We start from the raw sequence: 17,413 nt of genomic DNA on the forward strand, positions 1-17,413 counted from the left end.
ATATATCTAGAATTGCTGTCCAAAAATTAGAATATTGAGGTGTCAATATTGAAAGATATTATACTTATTTTATTGCTGCAATTGATTTATGTTCCGGTCTTAACATTACGAACTATTTTCCTAGTAAAAGGTTTGAGTGTGTCTGCTGCGCTTTTTGGATTTTTAGAAGCGATTATTTATGTATTTGGATTATCGCTTGTTTTTTCCGGAGACCAAAGTTCTGTATCAATGGTTGTTTATGCTGTCGGATTTGGGATCGGTATTCTAATTGGCAGTTATGTAGAAAACCGCTTAGCAATTGGTTACACGACGCTAGTAGTTAATTTGACAAACAAAAATAAAATGCTAATTAACCGACTTCGCGAGGAAGGATTCGGAGTGACTGTGTTCCAAGGTGAAGGAAGGGACAGCGAGCGATATCAATTGGATATATTGACAAAACGTAATAGAGAACCTGAACTAATGGATCTGATTGAACAATATGAACCTAGCGCCTTTATTATTTCGTATGAAGCAAGAAGGTTTAAAGGTGGATTTTTATTAAAAGCGATGAAGAAAGCTAAACATAAAAAATCAAACGTTTTATAGACAATACAAAGTAATTAAAAAATCAGAGAAACTGAATAATGTTTCTCTGATTTTTTTAATTAATGAATCTGATACTTTTTAGTTTCGAGTTACAGACTAAAAAATGTTACGAATGATAAGAGAATAGATGTAATGACAATTGCTATAAGTGGGCGAATTGATTTAGTGCGTAATTCTTTTAGGTTAATATTTAGTCCTAATCCAGTCATAGACATTGTTAAAATAAATGATGTAAAAACAGCAACGTCTGACATCGTTTTATTTGATACTGGAATTTTTGAACCAAGGATGTAGCTTCCAATAAAACTCATCACAACAAAGCCAATTAAGAACCATGGGAACTCTAGTTTTGCTTCTCCGTTTAATTTTCCTTTTCGCTTCATCCAATATAAAAAGAGAAAACAAACCGGAATCAATAAAAATACACGGGCAAGTTTGGCTAGCAATGCGTGAGCAAGTGCATCTTGTCCTGCAGGTGCAGCTGCTAAAGCTACATGAGCAATCTCGTGAAGACTTATTCCGACCCATGCTCCATATTCAGTAGGACTAATTGGTAATAAAGGATAGATTAAAGTATAGATGATTGAAAATATTGTACCGACTAATGCGATGATCCCAACTGACATAGCGGTGTCATCATCTTTTGCTTTAATGATTGGAGATATAGCAGCGATTGCAGCAGCACCACAAATGCCAGTGCCGATACTTAATAATAGAGATAGATTCAGATCAGCTTTTAGCCATTTCGCAATAACCATTAAAACGACAATCGAAAATATGATCGTTCCCATCCCTCTCAGTAATAAAGGCAAACCATCACTAAAAATGACAACCATGTTTAGTTTTAATCCGTACAGTATAATAGCAAATCTTAAAAGTCTTTTTGAAGAAAATTGAATTCCTGCACGCCATTTTTCAGGATAACCAAAAAATTGTCTATACACTAAAGCCAGTAAAATGGCACATGCAAGTGGTCCAACATGATCAAACCATGGTAACTTTGCGATCAGAAAACCTAAAACTGCTATGACGAATGTAAAAGCCACGCCATAGATTATTGCTGCATTTAACTGTTTAGTAGATTTTTTTTGATGTTCTTGTTTTGTATTCATTATTGCTTGTTGTTCCATCATGTTCATCTCCTTGGGGCGTTCTATATTATTTATCGTATCGAATGATTTACTATAAGGAAAATAAATTATTATTATAGTTATGATAAGTAAATACGATAATTAGAAAAAGAGCTATAAACTAACTACTAAAAGCAGAGCCTTTTTAAATTTAGGCTTTTTTTTTTATTTTAGAGTTAGTTGAGTCTTATTAAGTGAATTTTTTTGGTGTCTATTAGATTGAACAATGATCTTAATATTAGTTAGACTTACATACAAATTAAAATCTTTAATTTTATTTCGTTTTTATTTATGAGTATACTAAGTGTAGTAATATTTTAAAAATTCAAAATAATTAATTTATAAAACGTTTCCAAATGGTTGGAAGGAGGAAAATTCACTTAATGAGTAGTAACTTATACGAAATTTTAAATAAAAGCGCGATTAACTTCCCGGAACGTACCGCTTATATGTACGGTGATCAGTGTGTTTCATATAGGGAATTAAACCAGCTTGTAAACCAATTTGCACAAGGCATTTTTGCACAAGGAATTAGCAAAGGAGATGGAGTTGCTCTTTTACTTGGAAATAGCCCAGAATTTCTCATTGCATACTATGGGGTTTTGCGATTAGGAGCATTTGTTGTGCCAATCAATCCTTCATTTACCCAAGATGAAATAAACTACATATTGGAAAATAGTCAAGTCAAAGCGGTTATTGCTCATGAATCTGTTGAGTCTATGTTATCAGAGCTAAAGAAACAGTTGGTTAATCTAAAGTTTGTCATTTATACAGAAGCAAAAAAACAGGAATGGACATGGGAGCATCTTATGAAATCCCAAACAAGTGTAATTGGAAGTCCATTCATTGATGAAGAAGATCTAGCCGTTATTCTGTACACATCAGGTACTACAGGAAAACCAAAGGGTGCAATGTTAACACATCGAAATTTGGCATCAAATGCAGATTCTATTTCCAAATTGCTTGAACTAGATGAAAACGATCGAGTAGTTGCTGTATTGCCAATGTTTCATGTTTTCTGTATGACAGTTTGTTTGAACGCACCAATTGCTTGTGGCTCAACAGTTATCATTCTGCCTAAATTCAGTCCTATTGATGTAGTAAGAACCATTCAAAAGAGAGATGCTACTGTATTTGCAGGAGTCCCTACGATGTACAATTTTATAAATCAATTACCTGAAGCATCGAAAGAGCATTTTAAATCCATTCGTATTTGTATTTCAGGAGGTGCTTCGATTCCTGTAGAGCTTCTGCATAAATTTGAAAGTAAGTTCAACGTGCCTATATTAGAAGGATATGGACTTTCTGAAACGGCACCACTTGTAGCAATTAATCCGTTAAAAGGAATTAGGAAACCAGGATCAATCGGTAAAAATATTCCAGCTGTTCAAAGCAAAGTAGTAGATAAATTTGGAGATGAATTACCAAGAGGTGAGGTTGGAGAATTAGTTGTTCAAGGACCAAACGTAATGAAAGGATATTTAGGGATGCAGGAAGCTACATTGGCCGCTTTTAAAAACGGGTGGTTTTACACTGGTGATCTCGCAACAATGGACGAAGATGGATACATCTACATTGTAGACCGAAAGAAGGACATGATTATTGTTGGAGGATACAATGTTTATCCTCGTGAAGTGGAAGAAGTACTATATCAACATCCCGCAGTTTTAGAGGCAGCAGTAGTTGGCGTACCTAATAAAGAATACGGAGAAAGTGTAAAAGCATACGTCGTAGTGAATGATGAAGAGTTTTCTGACAATGACATCATTCAATTTTGTAAAGATAAGCTAGTTAAATACAAGCTTCCTAAATATATAGAATTTTTTAAAGAGCTACCAAAGAATTCAACTGGGAAAATTTTGCGTAGAGAGTTAAGAGAATTGACTGAAGTAAAGTAAACAAATAAATCATTCATAAAGGGAGGATGCATTATGTCAACAATTTTAAAGGAAAAGGTTAAAGGGCCAGTAGCTTGGAAAGGAACAGACTTAGCAAAAGATGAATCTTGGATTTATTACTTATCTGAGGAAACAATTGCTGAGCTTGAAAATGCACTAGAGATTGTTAAACAAAAGGGGTTAAAAGCACCAAACTTTAACAAAGAAGACTTCCAAGTACCAAATCTTTTAAATGAAATTGATTACTTTGTTGATGAACTTGAGAATGGAAGAGGATTTCTATTAATTCGAGGATTACCAATTGAAAGATATACAGATGAAGAAGCAAGCATTATTTATTGGGGTCTTGGCCTTCATATGGGAACTCCAGTATCGCAAAATGCTAATGGTGAACTTTTAGGGCACGTTAGAGATCAAGGACTTAGTTTAGAAAATTCAAACGTTCGCGGTTACCAAACGAAACTACATCTTCCTTTTCATGCTGATGGCTCTGATGTAGTGGGCTTATTAAGTTTACGAAAAGGAAAATCAGGGGGAGAGAGCAGCATTATAAGCTCGATGACAGTTTACAATGAGATTCTAGAGAAGAACCCTGAGTATTTGGGAATACTTTGTCGTCCGTTTAACTTTGATCGCCGTGGAGAAGAGGGGCCAGGTGAATCGCCAATCTTTACATCACCAATTTTTAGTTATTATGATGGAAAACTAAGTTGTAGATATGTTCGTTTATTTATTGAATCAGCACAAGCAAAAACTGGTATCCAATTATCAAAAGTTGAAATCGAAGCATTGGATTTACTAGACTCTCTTCTTCATGATGAAAATTTACATTTCAATATGATGTTAGAGCCAGGCGATATGCAATTTGTAAATAATTATACGGTTCTTCATTCAAGAACTCAATACGAAGATTATGAGGAACTAGACCAAAAACGCCATTTGCTAAGATTATGGCTCACGATGCCAAATGGCCGTGAAATTTCTCCGGATTTCGCAATGTTTTTTGACGAAAATACTGGGAAACCTGGTCGTGGCGGTGTACCTGCTCGTATTAAAACAGCAGGCGGTATTGTTGAAACTTTAAAGTAATTTTACTTCAGTAAGAATTTTAGTGTGGAGCACCTTTTCTTTTTGGAAAAGGTGCTCCTTAAGAAAAGAGAGGATATACTTGTATGTCAAAAACTCCAAAGTACGCTTGGGTAATCTTATTATTTCTAGTTCTTACCGGTATGATCAACCAAGTCGATAAAATTATTATTGGTTTGGTTTCTGTTCCTTTAATGAAAGAGTTACATTTAAGTCCAACGCAATGGGGAGTTGTAGGAAGTTCATTTTTTTGGTTTTTTACATTTTCCTCAATGATACTTGGAGGAATGGCTGATTCGAAAAATACGAAAAAAATGTTGTCATGGCTGTCATTAGTTTGGCTAATTGTTCAGTTTGCAACTCCATTTGCTTCTAGCCTTACTTTGCTTTTGATAACAAGAATGATTTTAGGGTTAGGTGAAGGTCCAGCACCGGCTCTTTCTACGGCAATCATGGGAAAATGGTTCCCAAAACATAGGCATGGTATAGGTTTTGGTGCGGTTCTTTTAGGAACAACTGGTGGTTCGGCAATTGCTTCTCCATTATTAATATCAGTAATTGATAAATATGGATGGAAATCGGCATTTTTAGTGATGGGTGTTCTTGGACTGATCGTGTACGTTTTATGGTTAATTTTCGGTAAAGAAAGCCCAACAGAAATTGGATTACCAGCTATTCATCAAACGGAGCACAGATCTAACTTACCTAAAGTAACAATGCGACAGTTTTTTCCTCATCTATTTTCTAAAAACTTTATTTTAACTGTTTTGTGTGGTGGTTGTGCATATTGGTTATTATCCATTCAGGCAGTATGGTTACCGTCATACTTTACAAAAATTCAACAGTATGACTCTCAGACTTTAAAACTAGCGGTATCATTGCCATTTCTTTTTGCGGCTTTTTGCCAAATTGGATTTGCAATGCTATCTGATCGTCTTTACCGTAAAACAGGCAATATTCGTAAAGCCCGTATTAATCTTGCAGGTCTTATGATGATGTTATCTGCTATTTGTCTATATGTAGCGATTACCGTGAATTCGGTAACTATGTCTATTGTTTTCTTTACACTTGCACCTGGTTTTGCGTATGTAATTCTTTCACTTGCTCCCGCAATATTGATGGAGTTCTTTTCTCCGGAGAACATTGGAAAAGCACAGGGAGCATTCATTGCTTTTTCAAGTATTTCTAGTATCATTGCTCCGCTAGTTTTCGGATACTTTATTCAGCATTCACTAACTGAAGCTATCGGATATCAATATGCGTTTGGCTTTTCTTCATTAGGAATGTTCATTATAGGAAGTGTATTTTTGCTTGGGGTACATCCCGTAAATCAAAGAAATGCAATAAATGATTCAGGGAAGCAAATGAGCAGTTAAAGAATGATCTGTATGTACTTAGAAATATAAGTTGAGATTAATCGTTTTAACTATTTGGCAATTAAATTAGTAATCTTCAATTACGAAGGAGGAGTTTTAATGTCAATGATTTTAAATGAAAAAATTCAAGGACGATCTGCTTGGAAAGGTATTGATCTTGCTAAAGATGAATCATGGATTTATTTTTTAACCGACAAAACAATTGCTGCACTTGAGAAGGCTGTATTATGTGTTCAACAAAAAGGTTTAAAAGCACCTGATTTTAAAAAGGAAGATTTCCCAATTCCTGATCTAGCTGATGAAATTAAATACTTTGTTGATGAATTAGAGAATGGAAGAGGTTTTCTTTTAATCCGTGGATTGCCAATGGATCGTTATTCCGATGAAGAAGCAAGTATCATTTACTGGGGACTTGGACTGCATTTAGGACTGCCAATTATCCAAAGTAAAAATGGAGAACTCCTAGGTCATATTAAAAACGTAGGTAAGGACTTTAATGATAATACAAAAGTACGTGGTTACCAAACGAATGTGCATCTTGATTATCATACGGATCTAGCTGATGTGGTTGGTTTACTTTGTCTTCGTAAAGCAAAATCTGGTGGTTTAAGTAGTATCGCAAGTGCGATGTCGATCTATAATGAAATTCTGGAAAAACGTCCAGAATATCTGGAAATTCTCTATCGATCATTTGCCCATGATCTGCGCGGAGAGGAAGCGTCTGGGCAATCACCAGTCGTACAATCACCAATTTTTAGCTATTTTGATGGGAAATTAAGCTGCAGATATATTCGCCAGTATGTCCAATCAGCACAAACGAAAACAGGTATCCCTTTGTCAGACGAGGAAATTGAAGCATTTGATTTTATTGATTCCCTTACTCATGATAAAAACTTTCATATCGATATGATGATGGAACCAGGGGACATTCAATTCGTTAATAATTATACCGTATTCCATTCACGTACTCATTTTGAAGATTTCGAGGAAGAGGATAAAAAACGTCATTTATTAAGATTATGGCTAATGATGCCAAATGGTCGCAAAATTGCTCCGGACTTTGAGTTTTATATTGGTGGGGCACCTATAAATAGCTAAGAACTAGTAGAAATTAGCTTATTTAATAATTGGTGATTTTATTCAAGGCAACATGAATAAGATCACCAATTTATCATTTAGATTGGCTAATCTTATAGATAAATCTTAAATAACGTAAATTAAAACGAGAGAGGTTGATATTGTTTGGCAAAGTTAGATCTAAATGCGGAGAAATTTTTAAGTGCACTAAAACAGATGCCACCTATTCATGAACTAGAGCCCAAAATTGTAAGAGAAATGCTGTCAAAGTCACCACGCCCTCTTGTGAATTTAGCAAGATTATCAAAAGTAGAAGATTTTAAGATTCCAGTTAGTAATAATGAAGTAATTAATTGTCGAGTTTACACGCCTGAAGGTCAAGGACCCTTTCAACTATTCATATACTACCACGGTGGGGGATGGGTTCTCGGAGATATTGAATCAACGGATGCAAGTTGTCGCTTAATTGCTAATAGAACAAACAGCATTGTTGTATCCGTAAACTATCGCCTTGCACCAGAATATAAGTTTCCGACAGCGGTAGAAGATGCATTTTCTGCTTTAAAGTGGGTTTATGAAAATGGTATTTCCTATAATGGGGATGTCTCTAGATTGATTGTTGGTGGAGATAGTGTAGGTGGAAATCTTGCTACAGTCGTTACAATGATTGCAAGAGACAGAAAAGGTCCTAGCATTGCGGGACAAGTTTTAATCTATCCCCCAACAAATCTTGAGTTTAATACTGAATCACATCAAAAGTTCGCAAAAGGATTTGGGTTAGATCGAGAACAGTTAATTTGGTTCCGAAATCATTATTTAAGAAATAAAGAAGATAAAACGGATGAGTATGCTTCTCCGTTACTAGCAAATGACTTAAGTAGTCTTCCGAAAGCATTAATCATTACGGCAGAAAATGATGTACTACGTGATGAAGGTGAAGCTTATGCCAATCGATTGAAAAAGTTTGGAGTACAAGTTGAATATGCATGCGAGCCCGGAATGATCCACGGCTATTTTGCACATATGGCAATTTTTTCGAATAACATTGAATCGACAGTTTCTAAGATCGATAAATTTTTAAAATCAGACTGTGACGAACGCTTGCAATCAGTGTGATGATAAAGTAGATGAAATTTGGACTAAAAAGAGCCTCAAAGTTGTGAGGCTCTTTTTTTGAACTATTAATCTCAAAAAGTATATTAGAAATAAACGGTATTTCCGATCCCACCAGTTACCGGTATGACTTCTCCAGTAATTGATGCTGATAAAGGTGATGCTAGGAAAGAAACTACGTAAGCAATCTCTTCAGGGGTAATCAAGCGACCAAGAGAATTTAGTGATTTAAATTGTTGAATTGCCGTCTCATTCGTCACTTTGTCTCTAAACATTTCGGTATCAACAATTCCAGGATAGATTGCATTGACATTAATCCCATGTTTTCCTAATTCCATAGATGCAGATTTCGTTAAATGGACGACAGACGCGTTACGAGGACCCGAGCTAAAATAATTGCCGCCAATCCTAGCAGCTAGTCCACTAATATTAATGATTCTTCCCCAATTGTTTTTGATCATATACGGGGCAACGGCTCTAATACTACGAAAATAGCCCATATATTTTTCTTCAAAATCCTTTATAATAAGTTCTTCTTTAATACTATTAAAGTCCTCAGGCTCATGTCCGCCAACTCGAGCTCCACTATTAATTAATATATCTATGCTTCCCATGATTGTTGCTGATTTTTCTACTAGATTTAAAATGGAGTCTGGATCGGTAGTGTCAGCTACGATTGGATAAATATTTCGGTTAGTTTCTTGTGCCAGTTCCTCTGCTGCAATCTTTAGAGTGGATTCAGTTCTTGAACAAATCGTACAATCTACACCTTCAAGAGCTAGCTGGCGGGCAATAGCTTTACCGATACCTCGACTACCGCCAACAATAAGTGCTTTTTTCCCTTGTAATTTTAAGTCCATTGTTCAGCCTCCAGTTCGATTCAATGAAAAATTGAGTGATTTAATCTTTACTCATTCCTATCTTAATTCTACCTATAAATAATATTTATATAAAATTAAAGATTTTAATTTGTAATTTAGTTGTGCTAATATATCATGGTGTTAAAATTTCTTATTGATGATGGTACATATTTCATATATTAGTAGTATTTACATGTAAGTTAAAATGTTTAATTTTATTTAACTGAAAATTATGAATATAATAAATTTAAAGAAAATTGAAATACAATAAAAGTTATGAAATGAATCTATGTAAATAAAAGGGGGGAAAGGGCATCTTTGTCATTTCGTAAAGAAGTGAAAAGTCATTTTTGAAAGCGCTTTACCTAATTGGAAGAATTGTTAATTTGTTATAAACGTTTTAGGTGGGAAACAGGTTGCTATTAAGAGATGTTCAATAATTAGAGGGAAAGAAAGGGAGATCTTTTTGAACACACCAAAATATTCTTGGATTATTTTATTAATTCTAGTTGCTTCTGGCATGGTTAATCAAGTTGATAAAATCATCATAGGTTTAGTTTCAGTTCCATTAATGAAAGAATTACATTTAAGTCCATCTCAATGGGGAGTAGTTGGAAGCTCTTTTTTTTGGTTCTTTACGATCTCTTCTTTCATTCTTGGTGGATTGGCTGATTCTAAAAACACGAAAAAGATGTTTACTTGGATTATGTTAATCTGGTTAATCGTTCAATTTACAACACCTTTTGTATCTAGTTTATCTCTATTAATGTTTTCAAGAATGCTGTTGGGAGCAGGGGAAGGACCAGCTATTTCGATTTCGACTTCAATCATTGGAAAATGGTTTCCTAAACATAGACATGGTATTGGTTTTGGGGCAGTGCTATTTGGAGCTACAATCGGACCTGCAATTGCTTCTCCACTATTAATCTCATTAATTAATCAATATAGTTGGAGAGCCGCTTTTATAGCAATGGGAGTAGTCGGAAGTATTGTTCTACTTTTATGGATGATCTTTGGGAAAGAAAGTCCAAAAGATATTGGGGTCTCTACATTTGAGCAAGTGGATAAAAACTCAGTGATTCCAAATAAAGTTTCATGGAAACAGTTTTTACCGCATATTTTTTCTAAAAATTTTATTTTCACTGCTGTTTGCGCAGGTTGTGCATATTGGTTATTGTCTGTCCAAGCAGTTTGGTTTCCAGCATACTTTTCGAAAGTTCAACATTTTGATGGTAAAACATTAAAAATGGCAGTGTCGCTACCTTTTCTCTTTGCAGCTATTTGCCAAATTGTCTTTGCTCTAATATCAGACCGTATTTACCGCAAAACGAAGGATATTCGAAAAGCAAGAATAAATCTTGCAGGAATTACAATGATGTCTTCCGCTATTTGTTTATACATTGGAAGTGTCGCAAATTCAAGTGCAATTTCGATCTTGTTCTTCGTCCTTGCACCAGGTTTTGCAATTGTTATTCTTTCACTAGCACCAGCTATGTTAATGGAGTTTTTTTCACCTAAAAACATTGGGAAAGCTCAAGGGACATATGTTGCTATATCAAGTTCAACGAGTATTATTGCGCCTGTTATATTTGGTAATTTTATTGAAAATGCACCAAGTGAATCAATGGGATATGGTTACGGATTTTTGGTGACATCTTTAGTCATGTTTGTTTTCGGGTTAGTATTTTGGATCGCCGTGCGTCCTACTAAGCAAACAAGCACTACGATCAAAGCAGAGGAACAGGTCATTATATAAAAGTATGAATTAAACTTAGGAGGAAAGATTATGTGTAAAAATAGAATAGTTTCTGATGGAATCGATTGTTGTGTAGAATGTCATGAAGAATTATCCATTATGGAGAGAAACCGTAGTAATTGCTGGAGTTGTCAGGATAAAATAACTGAAACATATGCTGATGACCATATCGAAAACGAAACAAAAGGCAAAAACGAGCAAAATATTCGTTAAAATAGATTCGAATAAAAAGAGAAGCTCCCCGCGCCACTTTGAACGCAGTTGCTTCTCTTTTTTAGTTATTCATAATTTCCGATTTTAGATAATGAATATATTTGTTAGCGTATGTAGATAAATGTTTATCTTCTGATCGAACTAATCCTAAAGAAATGTTAACGGTATTATGGTTGTTTAAATCGATTGGAATAATATCCCCATTAATGACTGATGGATAATTTTGCATGACAAAATCAGGAGCAAATGTAATGGCCAAGTTTTCATTGACCGCTTGGAGAAGTCCGGCCATATTGTTTGTTGTAAATAGAATTTTTAAAGGTTTATATTTGTTAAAAAAATCTTGGATAAAATATTGCATTAATTCGCCTTTATATATGACGAGCGTTTGATCGAAAATGTCTTCTGGAGTTACAGAACCAAGTATGGCTAAAGGAGAATGCTTCGAAACGTATACCTTTTGCTTCCCATCAAGGAGTGCTTCATAAGCGATCCCTTCCATATTTATCCCTAAATCACTTGAATAGGTAATTAGACCAAAATCAGTCTTATGCTGCTTAACATCATCAATCACTGATGTACCACTTTTTTCAGTAACCTCAAGATTTACATGAGGGTAATCATGGCTAAATGTAGAGATTGCTTTAACGAGAAATGTCATTAATCCAGGTAAAGAAGATATAGTAAGCTCACCCACCTCCGTGGAGTTAAATAAGTTAGCTGTCTCCTTTATTTCTTCAAGTTTTTTTTGAACTTCGTAGGCGAGTTTTAAAATGACTCTTCCTTCATCAGTTGGAACTGCGCCATGTCCCCGTGAACGTTTAAATACTTTTATTTCTAGCTCTTTTTCTAAGTTAGTTATGGACTGGCTAATTGTTGATTGAGTAACATGTAAATTTTGTGCTGCTACTGATAAGGAACTGTATTTTGCGACTTCAACAATATAGATTAATTGCTCAATATTCATGTGTGTCCCCTTTTTTTATTATTAGTGATACTAACTTACACATTAAAATCTTTAATTTTTTTTCATTATAATTTATATGTATAATCAATATCAATAAGAATTTATAAAAATTAGAATATTCTTAATTTTAGGAGGAAGAGTAGAATGTCAATTGTACAATTATTTGATTTAACAAATAAGACAGCGGTCGTTACAGGAGGCGGAAGTGGACTAGGTCGTGTAATGGCAATAGCTTTAGCAGAAGCTGGAGCAAATGTAGTAGTTTGTTCTAGACGTTTAGAAGTGTGCGAAGAAGTCGTCAAAGAAATAGAAGCATTAGGCAGACGAGCGTTAGCTATATCATTAGATGTAACTAGTCACGAATCAATTGAAAAGGGATTGGAACAAGCCATTTCTCAATTTGGAAGCATCGAAATTTTAGTAAATAGTAGTGGTACTGTTTTTGAATCGCCAGCTACAGAAATGCCGTTAGAACAATGGCAATCCATGTTAGACACGAATGTGACAGGAACTTTTTTAATGTGTCAGGCAGTTGGAAAACATATGATTAAAAACGAATATGGAAAAATCATCAATATTTCTTCTAGTATAGGTTTTAAAGGTGTTGACCCTGAAGCTGTAGATTCTGTTGGATATACAACAAGTAAAGGTGCTGTTATGACTTTAACGAAGGACTTAGCAGTTAAGTGGGGGCGTCACGGTGTTAATGTAAACTCAATTGCTCCTGGCGTATTCACTACGGGAATGAATAATCCGGAAATACCAGGAACTCTTGTTCACAAAGCCGGTCCGTTCATTGCTACGCAAGTTCCTCTTAGAAGATTAGGTAGTGATAATGATTTGGTAGGTGCGACCCTTTACTTTGCTTCAGCAGCATCTGACTATTGTACAGGACAAATACTAGTTCTTGATGGTGGCCTTGGTGCTAAGTAAAAATCATCAAAATAAATACTTGTAAATTAGTCAAACTTACATACAAGTAAAAAATACTAATTTTACTTTACAGAAAATTATAAATATACTGATAATAACGGATTCGAAGTAGTTTTAAGTTGTCATCCTAATATAAGAAACTACTATAAACGAATTTAATAAAAGTTGGAAGTGGGGATATAAGTGAGTAATGTAAAGGATGTAAAAGAAGTAATAGTTCACCATGCTGGCAATATTAATGTAGATGAGTTGCCTTGGATTCCTTATTTTGGAGATTCAAAGTTTAAATTACTTAAAGCAAACCCTGTAACAGGGCAAACTCTAACATTATTATATGTACCTGCGAAAATGCAGCTTCCAGCACATTTCCATCCTGGAACAGTTATTGTATACACTATTCAAGGAACGTGGAGATATCTAGAAGAGTCTTGGATATCAAAACCAGGTGACGTTGTTTATGAGCCTGCTGGATCAAAACATACACCTACAGCTGTAGGTGAGGAAGATGTTATTACCTTTAATATTGTAGAAGGAACATTGGATTATATCGGTGAGAATGGTGAAATTCTTGCTAGAGATAATTGGGAAACATTTTTAAACAGATATTATGAATATTGTGCAGCTGAAGGAATCGAGCCTGTTGATGTGACAAAATTTTAAATGATAATAAAGGAAAAGAGAATCTAAAAACGTCGACGTGGCGAAAAGGATTCTCTTTTCTTATGAATAATTTTAAGTTATTTGTATATTAGTGATACTTACTTATAGATTAAATTCTTTAATTTTATTTAACTATTACTTATGAGTATAATTAGTTTATATTAATATTTTTAAAATTTAGAATATTTAAAATCGAGGAGGTTTATCTAAATATGCCAGCTGAAACAGTATTAATTACAGGTGCTACAAAAGGTATTGGATTGGAATTTGCAAAGGTTTTCGCAGGTCATCGCTATCATTTAGTTTTAGTTGCTAGAGATGAATTGTTGTTGGAAAAACAAGCTGACTTTTTAAAAAAGGAATACGGAATTGAGGTTCATACTTTTGTCGGTGATCTAAGTAATCATGAAACTGTAGAGAGCTTGTATACATACCTAAAAAAAGAAGGAATACCTATCGATATATTGATTAATAACGCTGGAGCTGGCGGATTAGGGTTAATGACAGAATTAGATATTAAGAAAGAAATAGAATGTTTGCAGTTGAATATGATCTCCTTAACTTATTTAACTAGACTAATAGCGGATGAAATGATTAAACGAAATCACGGTAAAATTTTAAATGTTGCTTCAACAGCAGCTTTTCAACCAACCCCAAGGATGTCGATGTATGGTGCGAGTAAATCATATGTTTTATCTTTTACGGAAGCGATAGCTGAAGAACTAAAAGGTACTGGGGTTCAAGTTAGTGTATTATGTCCTCCGTCAACAAAGACACCACTTACTGAGGGACTTGGTTCAACCGGAACAAAAATTTTCATTAAAAACTTAATGGATCCTAATGCAGTTGCCAAGTGTGGTTACGAAGGCTTAATGAAAAATAAAACGGTGATCATTCCAGGCTTTAAAAATAAACTAATGGCAAAATCTGTTGGAATACTGCCAAGAAAGTGGGTAACTACTTATACCCGAAAGATGATCGAAGAAAAAGTGTAAGTACAAAGACTTTATGAAAAGAGGGATTGTGAATGCAAAACGTCTATTTAGTTGAAGCGCTCAGAACTCCAATTGGAAGTTTCGGAGGCTCGTTAAAAGATGTAGGTGCGGTACAGCTAGCATCAACCGTTATTAAGGAGGTATGGGACCGTTCTGGTTTATCTGCTGATTGTGTTGATGAAGTAATATTAGGTAATGTTCTAAAGTCAGGGCTTAAAGGAAATCCAGCAAGACAAGCCGCAATTAATGCTGGCTTACCTGTTTCTATACCAGCCATTACAATCGATAAACAATGTGCATCTGGACTCCGAGCAATTACATTAGCCTATCATCAAATACTAGCTGGAGATTCAAATGTCGTGATAGCTGGAGGGGCGGAAAGTATGAGTAATGTCCCGCATTTAGTAATGAATGCAAGATGGGGACAAAAAATGGGAGATTTAAGGACTGTAGATGCAATTTTTCATGACGGGCTTCACTGTGCGATAGAAGGTTACCATATGGGAGTTACAGCTGAAAACTTAGTTGAAGACTACCGTATATCCCGCGAGGAGCAAGACATTTTTGCTTTAGAAAGTCAGCAAAAAGCGATTAGAGCTAGGGAACTGGGGAAATTTGAAAAAGAAATTGTTCCAGTAACGATTAAAACTAAAAAAGGGTCCATTTTATTTACAGAAGATGAGAATATAAAAAATACTAGTATAGAGAAACTACAAACTCTTAAACCAGCTTTTAAAGGGAATGGAACTGTGACAGCTGGAAATGCTTCATCATTAAATGACGGTGCAGCTGCTGTTATTGTAGCATCTGAACAAGCAGTACGTGAATACGGTTTGAAACCTCTTGCCAAAATTCGTTCGGTAGCAAGCGCTGCTGTAGCTCCTTCGATTATGGGGATTGGACCAGTTCCAGCAACACAAAAAGCACTTCAACGTGCAAATCTAACGATACAGGATATCGAATTGGCGGAGATCAATGAAGCATTCGGTGCACAAGTATTAGCAGTAAATAAAGAATTAAATATACCAGAAGAGATTATTAATGTTAATGGAGGAGCTATTGCATTAGGACATCCAATCGGCTGTTCTGGTACTAGAATTGTCGTTACTTTATTACATGAATTATTACGTCAAAAGAAACAAATAGGTTTAGCAACTTTATGTGTAGGTGGCGGGCAAGGGGTTTCAATAATCATAGAAGCTGTATAATCTAGTGAAAAAGAAATGGTAAGCAAATTCTACAAAAATTTGCTTACCATTTTTTATATCGATCTAATCTCATTTGATCGTTAAGATTTTTTATTTTAATAATAGATAATCAAATGTATTTTTTGCTAACAAGATAAAGGTTACTGTAATAAAAAGGATTCGAACGTAGCCACTGCCTTTTTTTATAGCGAATTTTGAACCACAAATTGCTCCTGCGATTTGTGCAAGTCCCATCGCGATCCCATATGCGTAATGAATTTGGCCCAAGTACATAAACATTAATAATGCAGCTATATTACTACCAAAGTTTAAAAACTTTGCGTTTCCGGCAGCTTTTAAGAAATCAAACCCCATCATTAAAAAAGCAAATATAAGGAATGAACCAGTTCCAGGACCGATGAATCCATCATAGAATCCAATTCCAAAAATTAAAAACATAAACAGAACAATACGAGAAACTGACAGCTTTTTATTGGTAGTCGTATCGCCCCAATCTTTCTTAAAAATAGTATAAATTGCAACTGCTGCAAGCATTATGAGCATAAGAGGTTTAAGAACGGTAGGGTCAATTAAATGAACTGTCCAAGCTCCCAAAACAGAACCAATAAAGGTAAGTGGGAATAACTTATAGACAGACTTCAAATCAAGCTTTCCAGAACGATAGAACATGATTGTGCTCGTTAAAGAGCCGATTGATCCAGCTAATTTGTTCGTTGCGACAGCAGCAGCGGGAGATAGACCAGCAAATAATAATACTGGCAAAGTAATTAGCCCACCGCCTCCAACTACAGAATCAATAAATGCAGCTAAAAATCCAAAAACAATTAAAATTAATAATAACGATGGATCAATGTGGAATATCATCAAATCTACCTTTCTTTTCTATACTAATTTGATAGTAGATAAAATATAAAACAAAGTAAACATTAATTTAGTAAGATAAGAATATTTTTTTAATAAACCTTTTAAATTTACTGACACTGAAAATATACATACAACTTGTACCACTTTCTAAAAATTTGCATATATTGATATGTGATAATTTAATGATAAGGTGTGTATAGATTGAATTTCGAACAAACAAATACTTCAACAGAAATAGAACGAGCTAAAGAAAAATACTTTGAAAATAACGTCAATCGGTTAATGAAAGAGATTGTTACAAAAATCGAAATGAAGATGGCCTTGGAAGAACTAAAAGTTAATCGTATGATCCGATTTGGCTTTCTCGAAAATGATGAAGTTATTAAACAAGTACAAAATGAATTAACAAAAATCTTAGAGGATTCAATTAAAGATATACAACTAAAAATGAAAGAAATTGAACTTTATTTTCGTTCATTAGATGAAATAAAAGGTACTTCAGTAACGAAGGAAGATTATTTTAATAAGCATAAATAGAGTGAGAAACAATAAGTTTCTTCACTCTATTTTTTATGTTTGAGGGAAATTCATTTCGATCTTTATTGCTGCTAAAAAAGAAGATCGTGAGGGAAAATTGTTAAACACGTAAATCAATTAAACATTTTGATTTTAACTCTTGATCAAAAATT

General features: G+C 34.5%; 17 protein-coding genes. 13 read left to right on the top strand and 4 right to left on the bottom strand.

The window, feature by feature from the left end; genetic code table 11:
- Nucleotides 1–48: 48 nt before the first annotated feature.
- On the top strand, nt 49–588 hold the full coding sequence (locus CN925_RS19665; RefSeq protein WP_098848494.1) for a DUF2179 domain-containing protein: 540 nt from the start codon (nt 49–51) through the stop codon (nt 586–588).
- Between the two features lie 89 nt (nt 589–677).
- On the opposite strand, the gene CN925_RS19670 is transcribed toward CN925_RS19665, so the two are convergent.
- A complete protein-coding gene (locus CN925_RS19670; protein WP_098848495.1) occupies nt 678–1,718 on the bottom strand; it encodes a YeiH family protein in 1,041 nt (346 codons plus the stop codon).
- A 383-nt stretch (nt 1,719–2,101) separates the two neighbouring features.
- Between CN925_RS19670 and CN925_RS19675 the strand changes: the two genes are divergently transcribed.
- From CN925_RS19675 to CN925_RS19695, 5 genes are all read left to right on the top strand, one after another.
- Nucleotides 2,102–3,616: a long-chain-fatty-acid--CoA ligase gene (locus CN925_RS19675; protein ID WP_098848496.1), complete on the top strand. Its 1,515-nt coding sequence runs from the start codon at nt 2,102–2,104 to the stop codon at nt 3,614–3,616.
- Between the two features lie 33 nt (nt 3,617–3,649).
- Nucleotides 3,650–4,705, top strand: coding sequence for a TauD/TfdA family dioxygenase (locus tag CN925_RS19680; protein ID WP_098848497.1), 1,056 nt, complete (start codon nt 3,650–3,652; stop codon nt 4,703–4,705).
- An 83-nt stretch (nt 4,706–4,788) separates the two neighbouring features.
- Nucleotides 4,789–6,078, top strand: coding sequence for an MFS transporter (locus CN925_RS19685; RefSeq protein ID WP_098848498.1), 1,290 nt, complete (start codon nt 4,789–4,791; stop codon nt 6,076–6,078).
- Nucleotides 6,079–6,177: 99 nt separating this feature from the next.
- The gene (locus tag CN925_RS19690) at nt 6,178–7,176 is read left to right on the top strand and encodes a TauD/TfdA family dioxygenase (protein WP_098848499.1); all 999 of its coding nucleotides are present in this window, start codon (nt 6,178–6,180) and stop codon (nt 7,174–7,176) included.
- 144 nt (nt 7,177–7,320) lie between these two features.
- Entirely contained in the window at nt 7,321–8,271 is a 951-nt protein-coding gene (locus CN925_RS19695) for an alpha/beta hydrolase (RefSeq protein ID WP_098848500.1), read from the top strand.
- Between the two features lie 83 nt (nt 8,272–8,354).
- Here CN925_RS19695 and CN925_RS19700 read toward each other — a convergent pair whose 3' ends face one another.
- Nucleotides 8,355–9,128 carry an SDR family NAD(P)-dependent oxidoreductase gene (locus CN925_RS19700; RefSeq protein ID WP_098848501.1) on the bottom strand — a complete coding sequence of 258 codons (774 nt, stop codon included), beginning with the start codon at nt 9,126–9,128 and terminating at the stop codon, nt 8,355–8,357.
- A 466-nt stretch (nt 9,129–9,594) separates the two neighbouring features.
- On the opposite strand from CN925_RS19700, the gene CN925_RS19705 reads away from it, so the two are divergent.
- Nucleotides 9,595–10,884, top strand: coding sequence for an MFS transporter (locus CN925_RS19705; RefSeq protein ID WP_098848502.1), 1,290 nt, complete (start codon nt 9,595–9,597; stop codon nt 10,882–10,884).
- A gap of 30 nt (nt 10,885–10,914) precedes the next feature.
- Nucleotides 10,915–11,097: a hypothetical protein gene (locus CN925_RS19710; RefSeq protein WP_098848503.1), complete on the top strand. Its 183-nt coding sequence runs from the start codon at nt 10,915–10,917 to the stop codon at nt 11,095–11,097.
- A 61-nt stretch (nt 11,098–11,158) separates the two neighbouring features.
- Here the strand turns inward: CN925_RS19710 and CN925_RS19715 are convergent, their stop codons facing one another.
- Nucleotides 11,159–12,064: a LysR family transcriptional regulator gene (locus tag CN925_RS19715; protein ID WP_098848504.1), complete on the bottom strand. Its 906-nt coding sequence runs from the start codon at nt 12,062–12,064 to the stop codon at nt 11,159–11,161.
- Nucleotides 12,065–12,208: 144 nt separating this feature from the next.
- Between CN925_RS19715 and CN925_RS19720 the strand changes: the two genes are divergently transcribed.
- The 4 genes from CN925_RS19720 (at nt 12,209) to CN925_RS19735 (ending at nt 15,860) form a co-directional block, all read left to right on the top strand.
- Nucleotides 12,209–12,997 (top strand): SDR family NAD(P)-dependent oxidoreductase, encoded by a 789-nt coding sequence (locus CN925_RS19720; protein ID WP_098848505.1) that lies wholly within the window; start codon nt 12,209–12,211, stop codon nt 12,995–12,997.
- A gap of 183 nt (nt 12,998–13,180) precedes the next feature.
- A complete protein-coding gene (locus CN925_RS19725; protein WP_098848506.1) occupies nt 13,181–13,657 on the top strand; it encodes a 2,4'-dihydroxyacetophenone dioxygenase family protein in 477 nt (158 codons plus the stop codon).
- 212 nt (nt 13,658–13,869) lie between these two features.
- Nucleotides 13,870–14,652: an SDR family NAD(P)-dependent oxidoreductase gene (locus CN925_RS19730; protein ID WP_098848507.1), complete on the top strand. Its 783-nt coding sequence runs from the start codon at nt 13,870–13,872 to the stop codon at nt 14,650–14,652.
- Between the two features lie 32 nt (nt 14,653–14,684).
- Nucleotides 14,685–15,860, top strand: coding sequence for a thiolase family protein (locus CN925_RS19735; RefSeq protein WP_098848508.1), 1,176 nt, complete (start codon nt 14,685–14,687; stop codon nt 15,858–15,860).
- 90 nt (nt 15,861–15,950) lie between these two features.
- On the opposite strand, the gene CN925_RS19740 is transcribed toward CN925_RS19735, so the two are convergent.
- Complete coding sequence (locus CN925_RS19740) at nt 15,951–16,724, bottom strand: TSUP family transporter (RefSeq protein WP_098848509.1); 774 nt, start codon at nt 16,722–16,724, stop codon at nt 15,951–15,953.
- 201 nt (nt 16,725–16,925) lie between these two features.
- Here CN925_RS19740 and CN925_RS19745 point away from each other — a divergent pair, with 201 nt between their 5' ends.
- A complete protein-coding gene (locus CN925_RS19745) occupies nt 16,926–17,261 on the top strand; it encodes a hypothetical protein (protein WP_098848510.1) in 336 nt (111 codons plus the stop codon).
- The last annotated feature ends 152 nt before the right edge of the window (nt 17,262–17,413 follow it).

Origin of the sequence: Bacillus sp. AFS055030, assembly GCF_002574545.1 — a bacterium.
In the GTDB taxonomy this organism is placed as follows: Bacteria; Bacillota; Bacilli; order Bacillales; family Bacillaceae_G; genus Gottfriedia.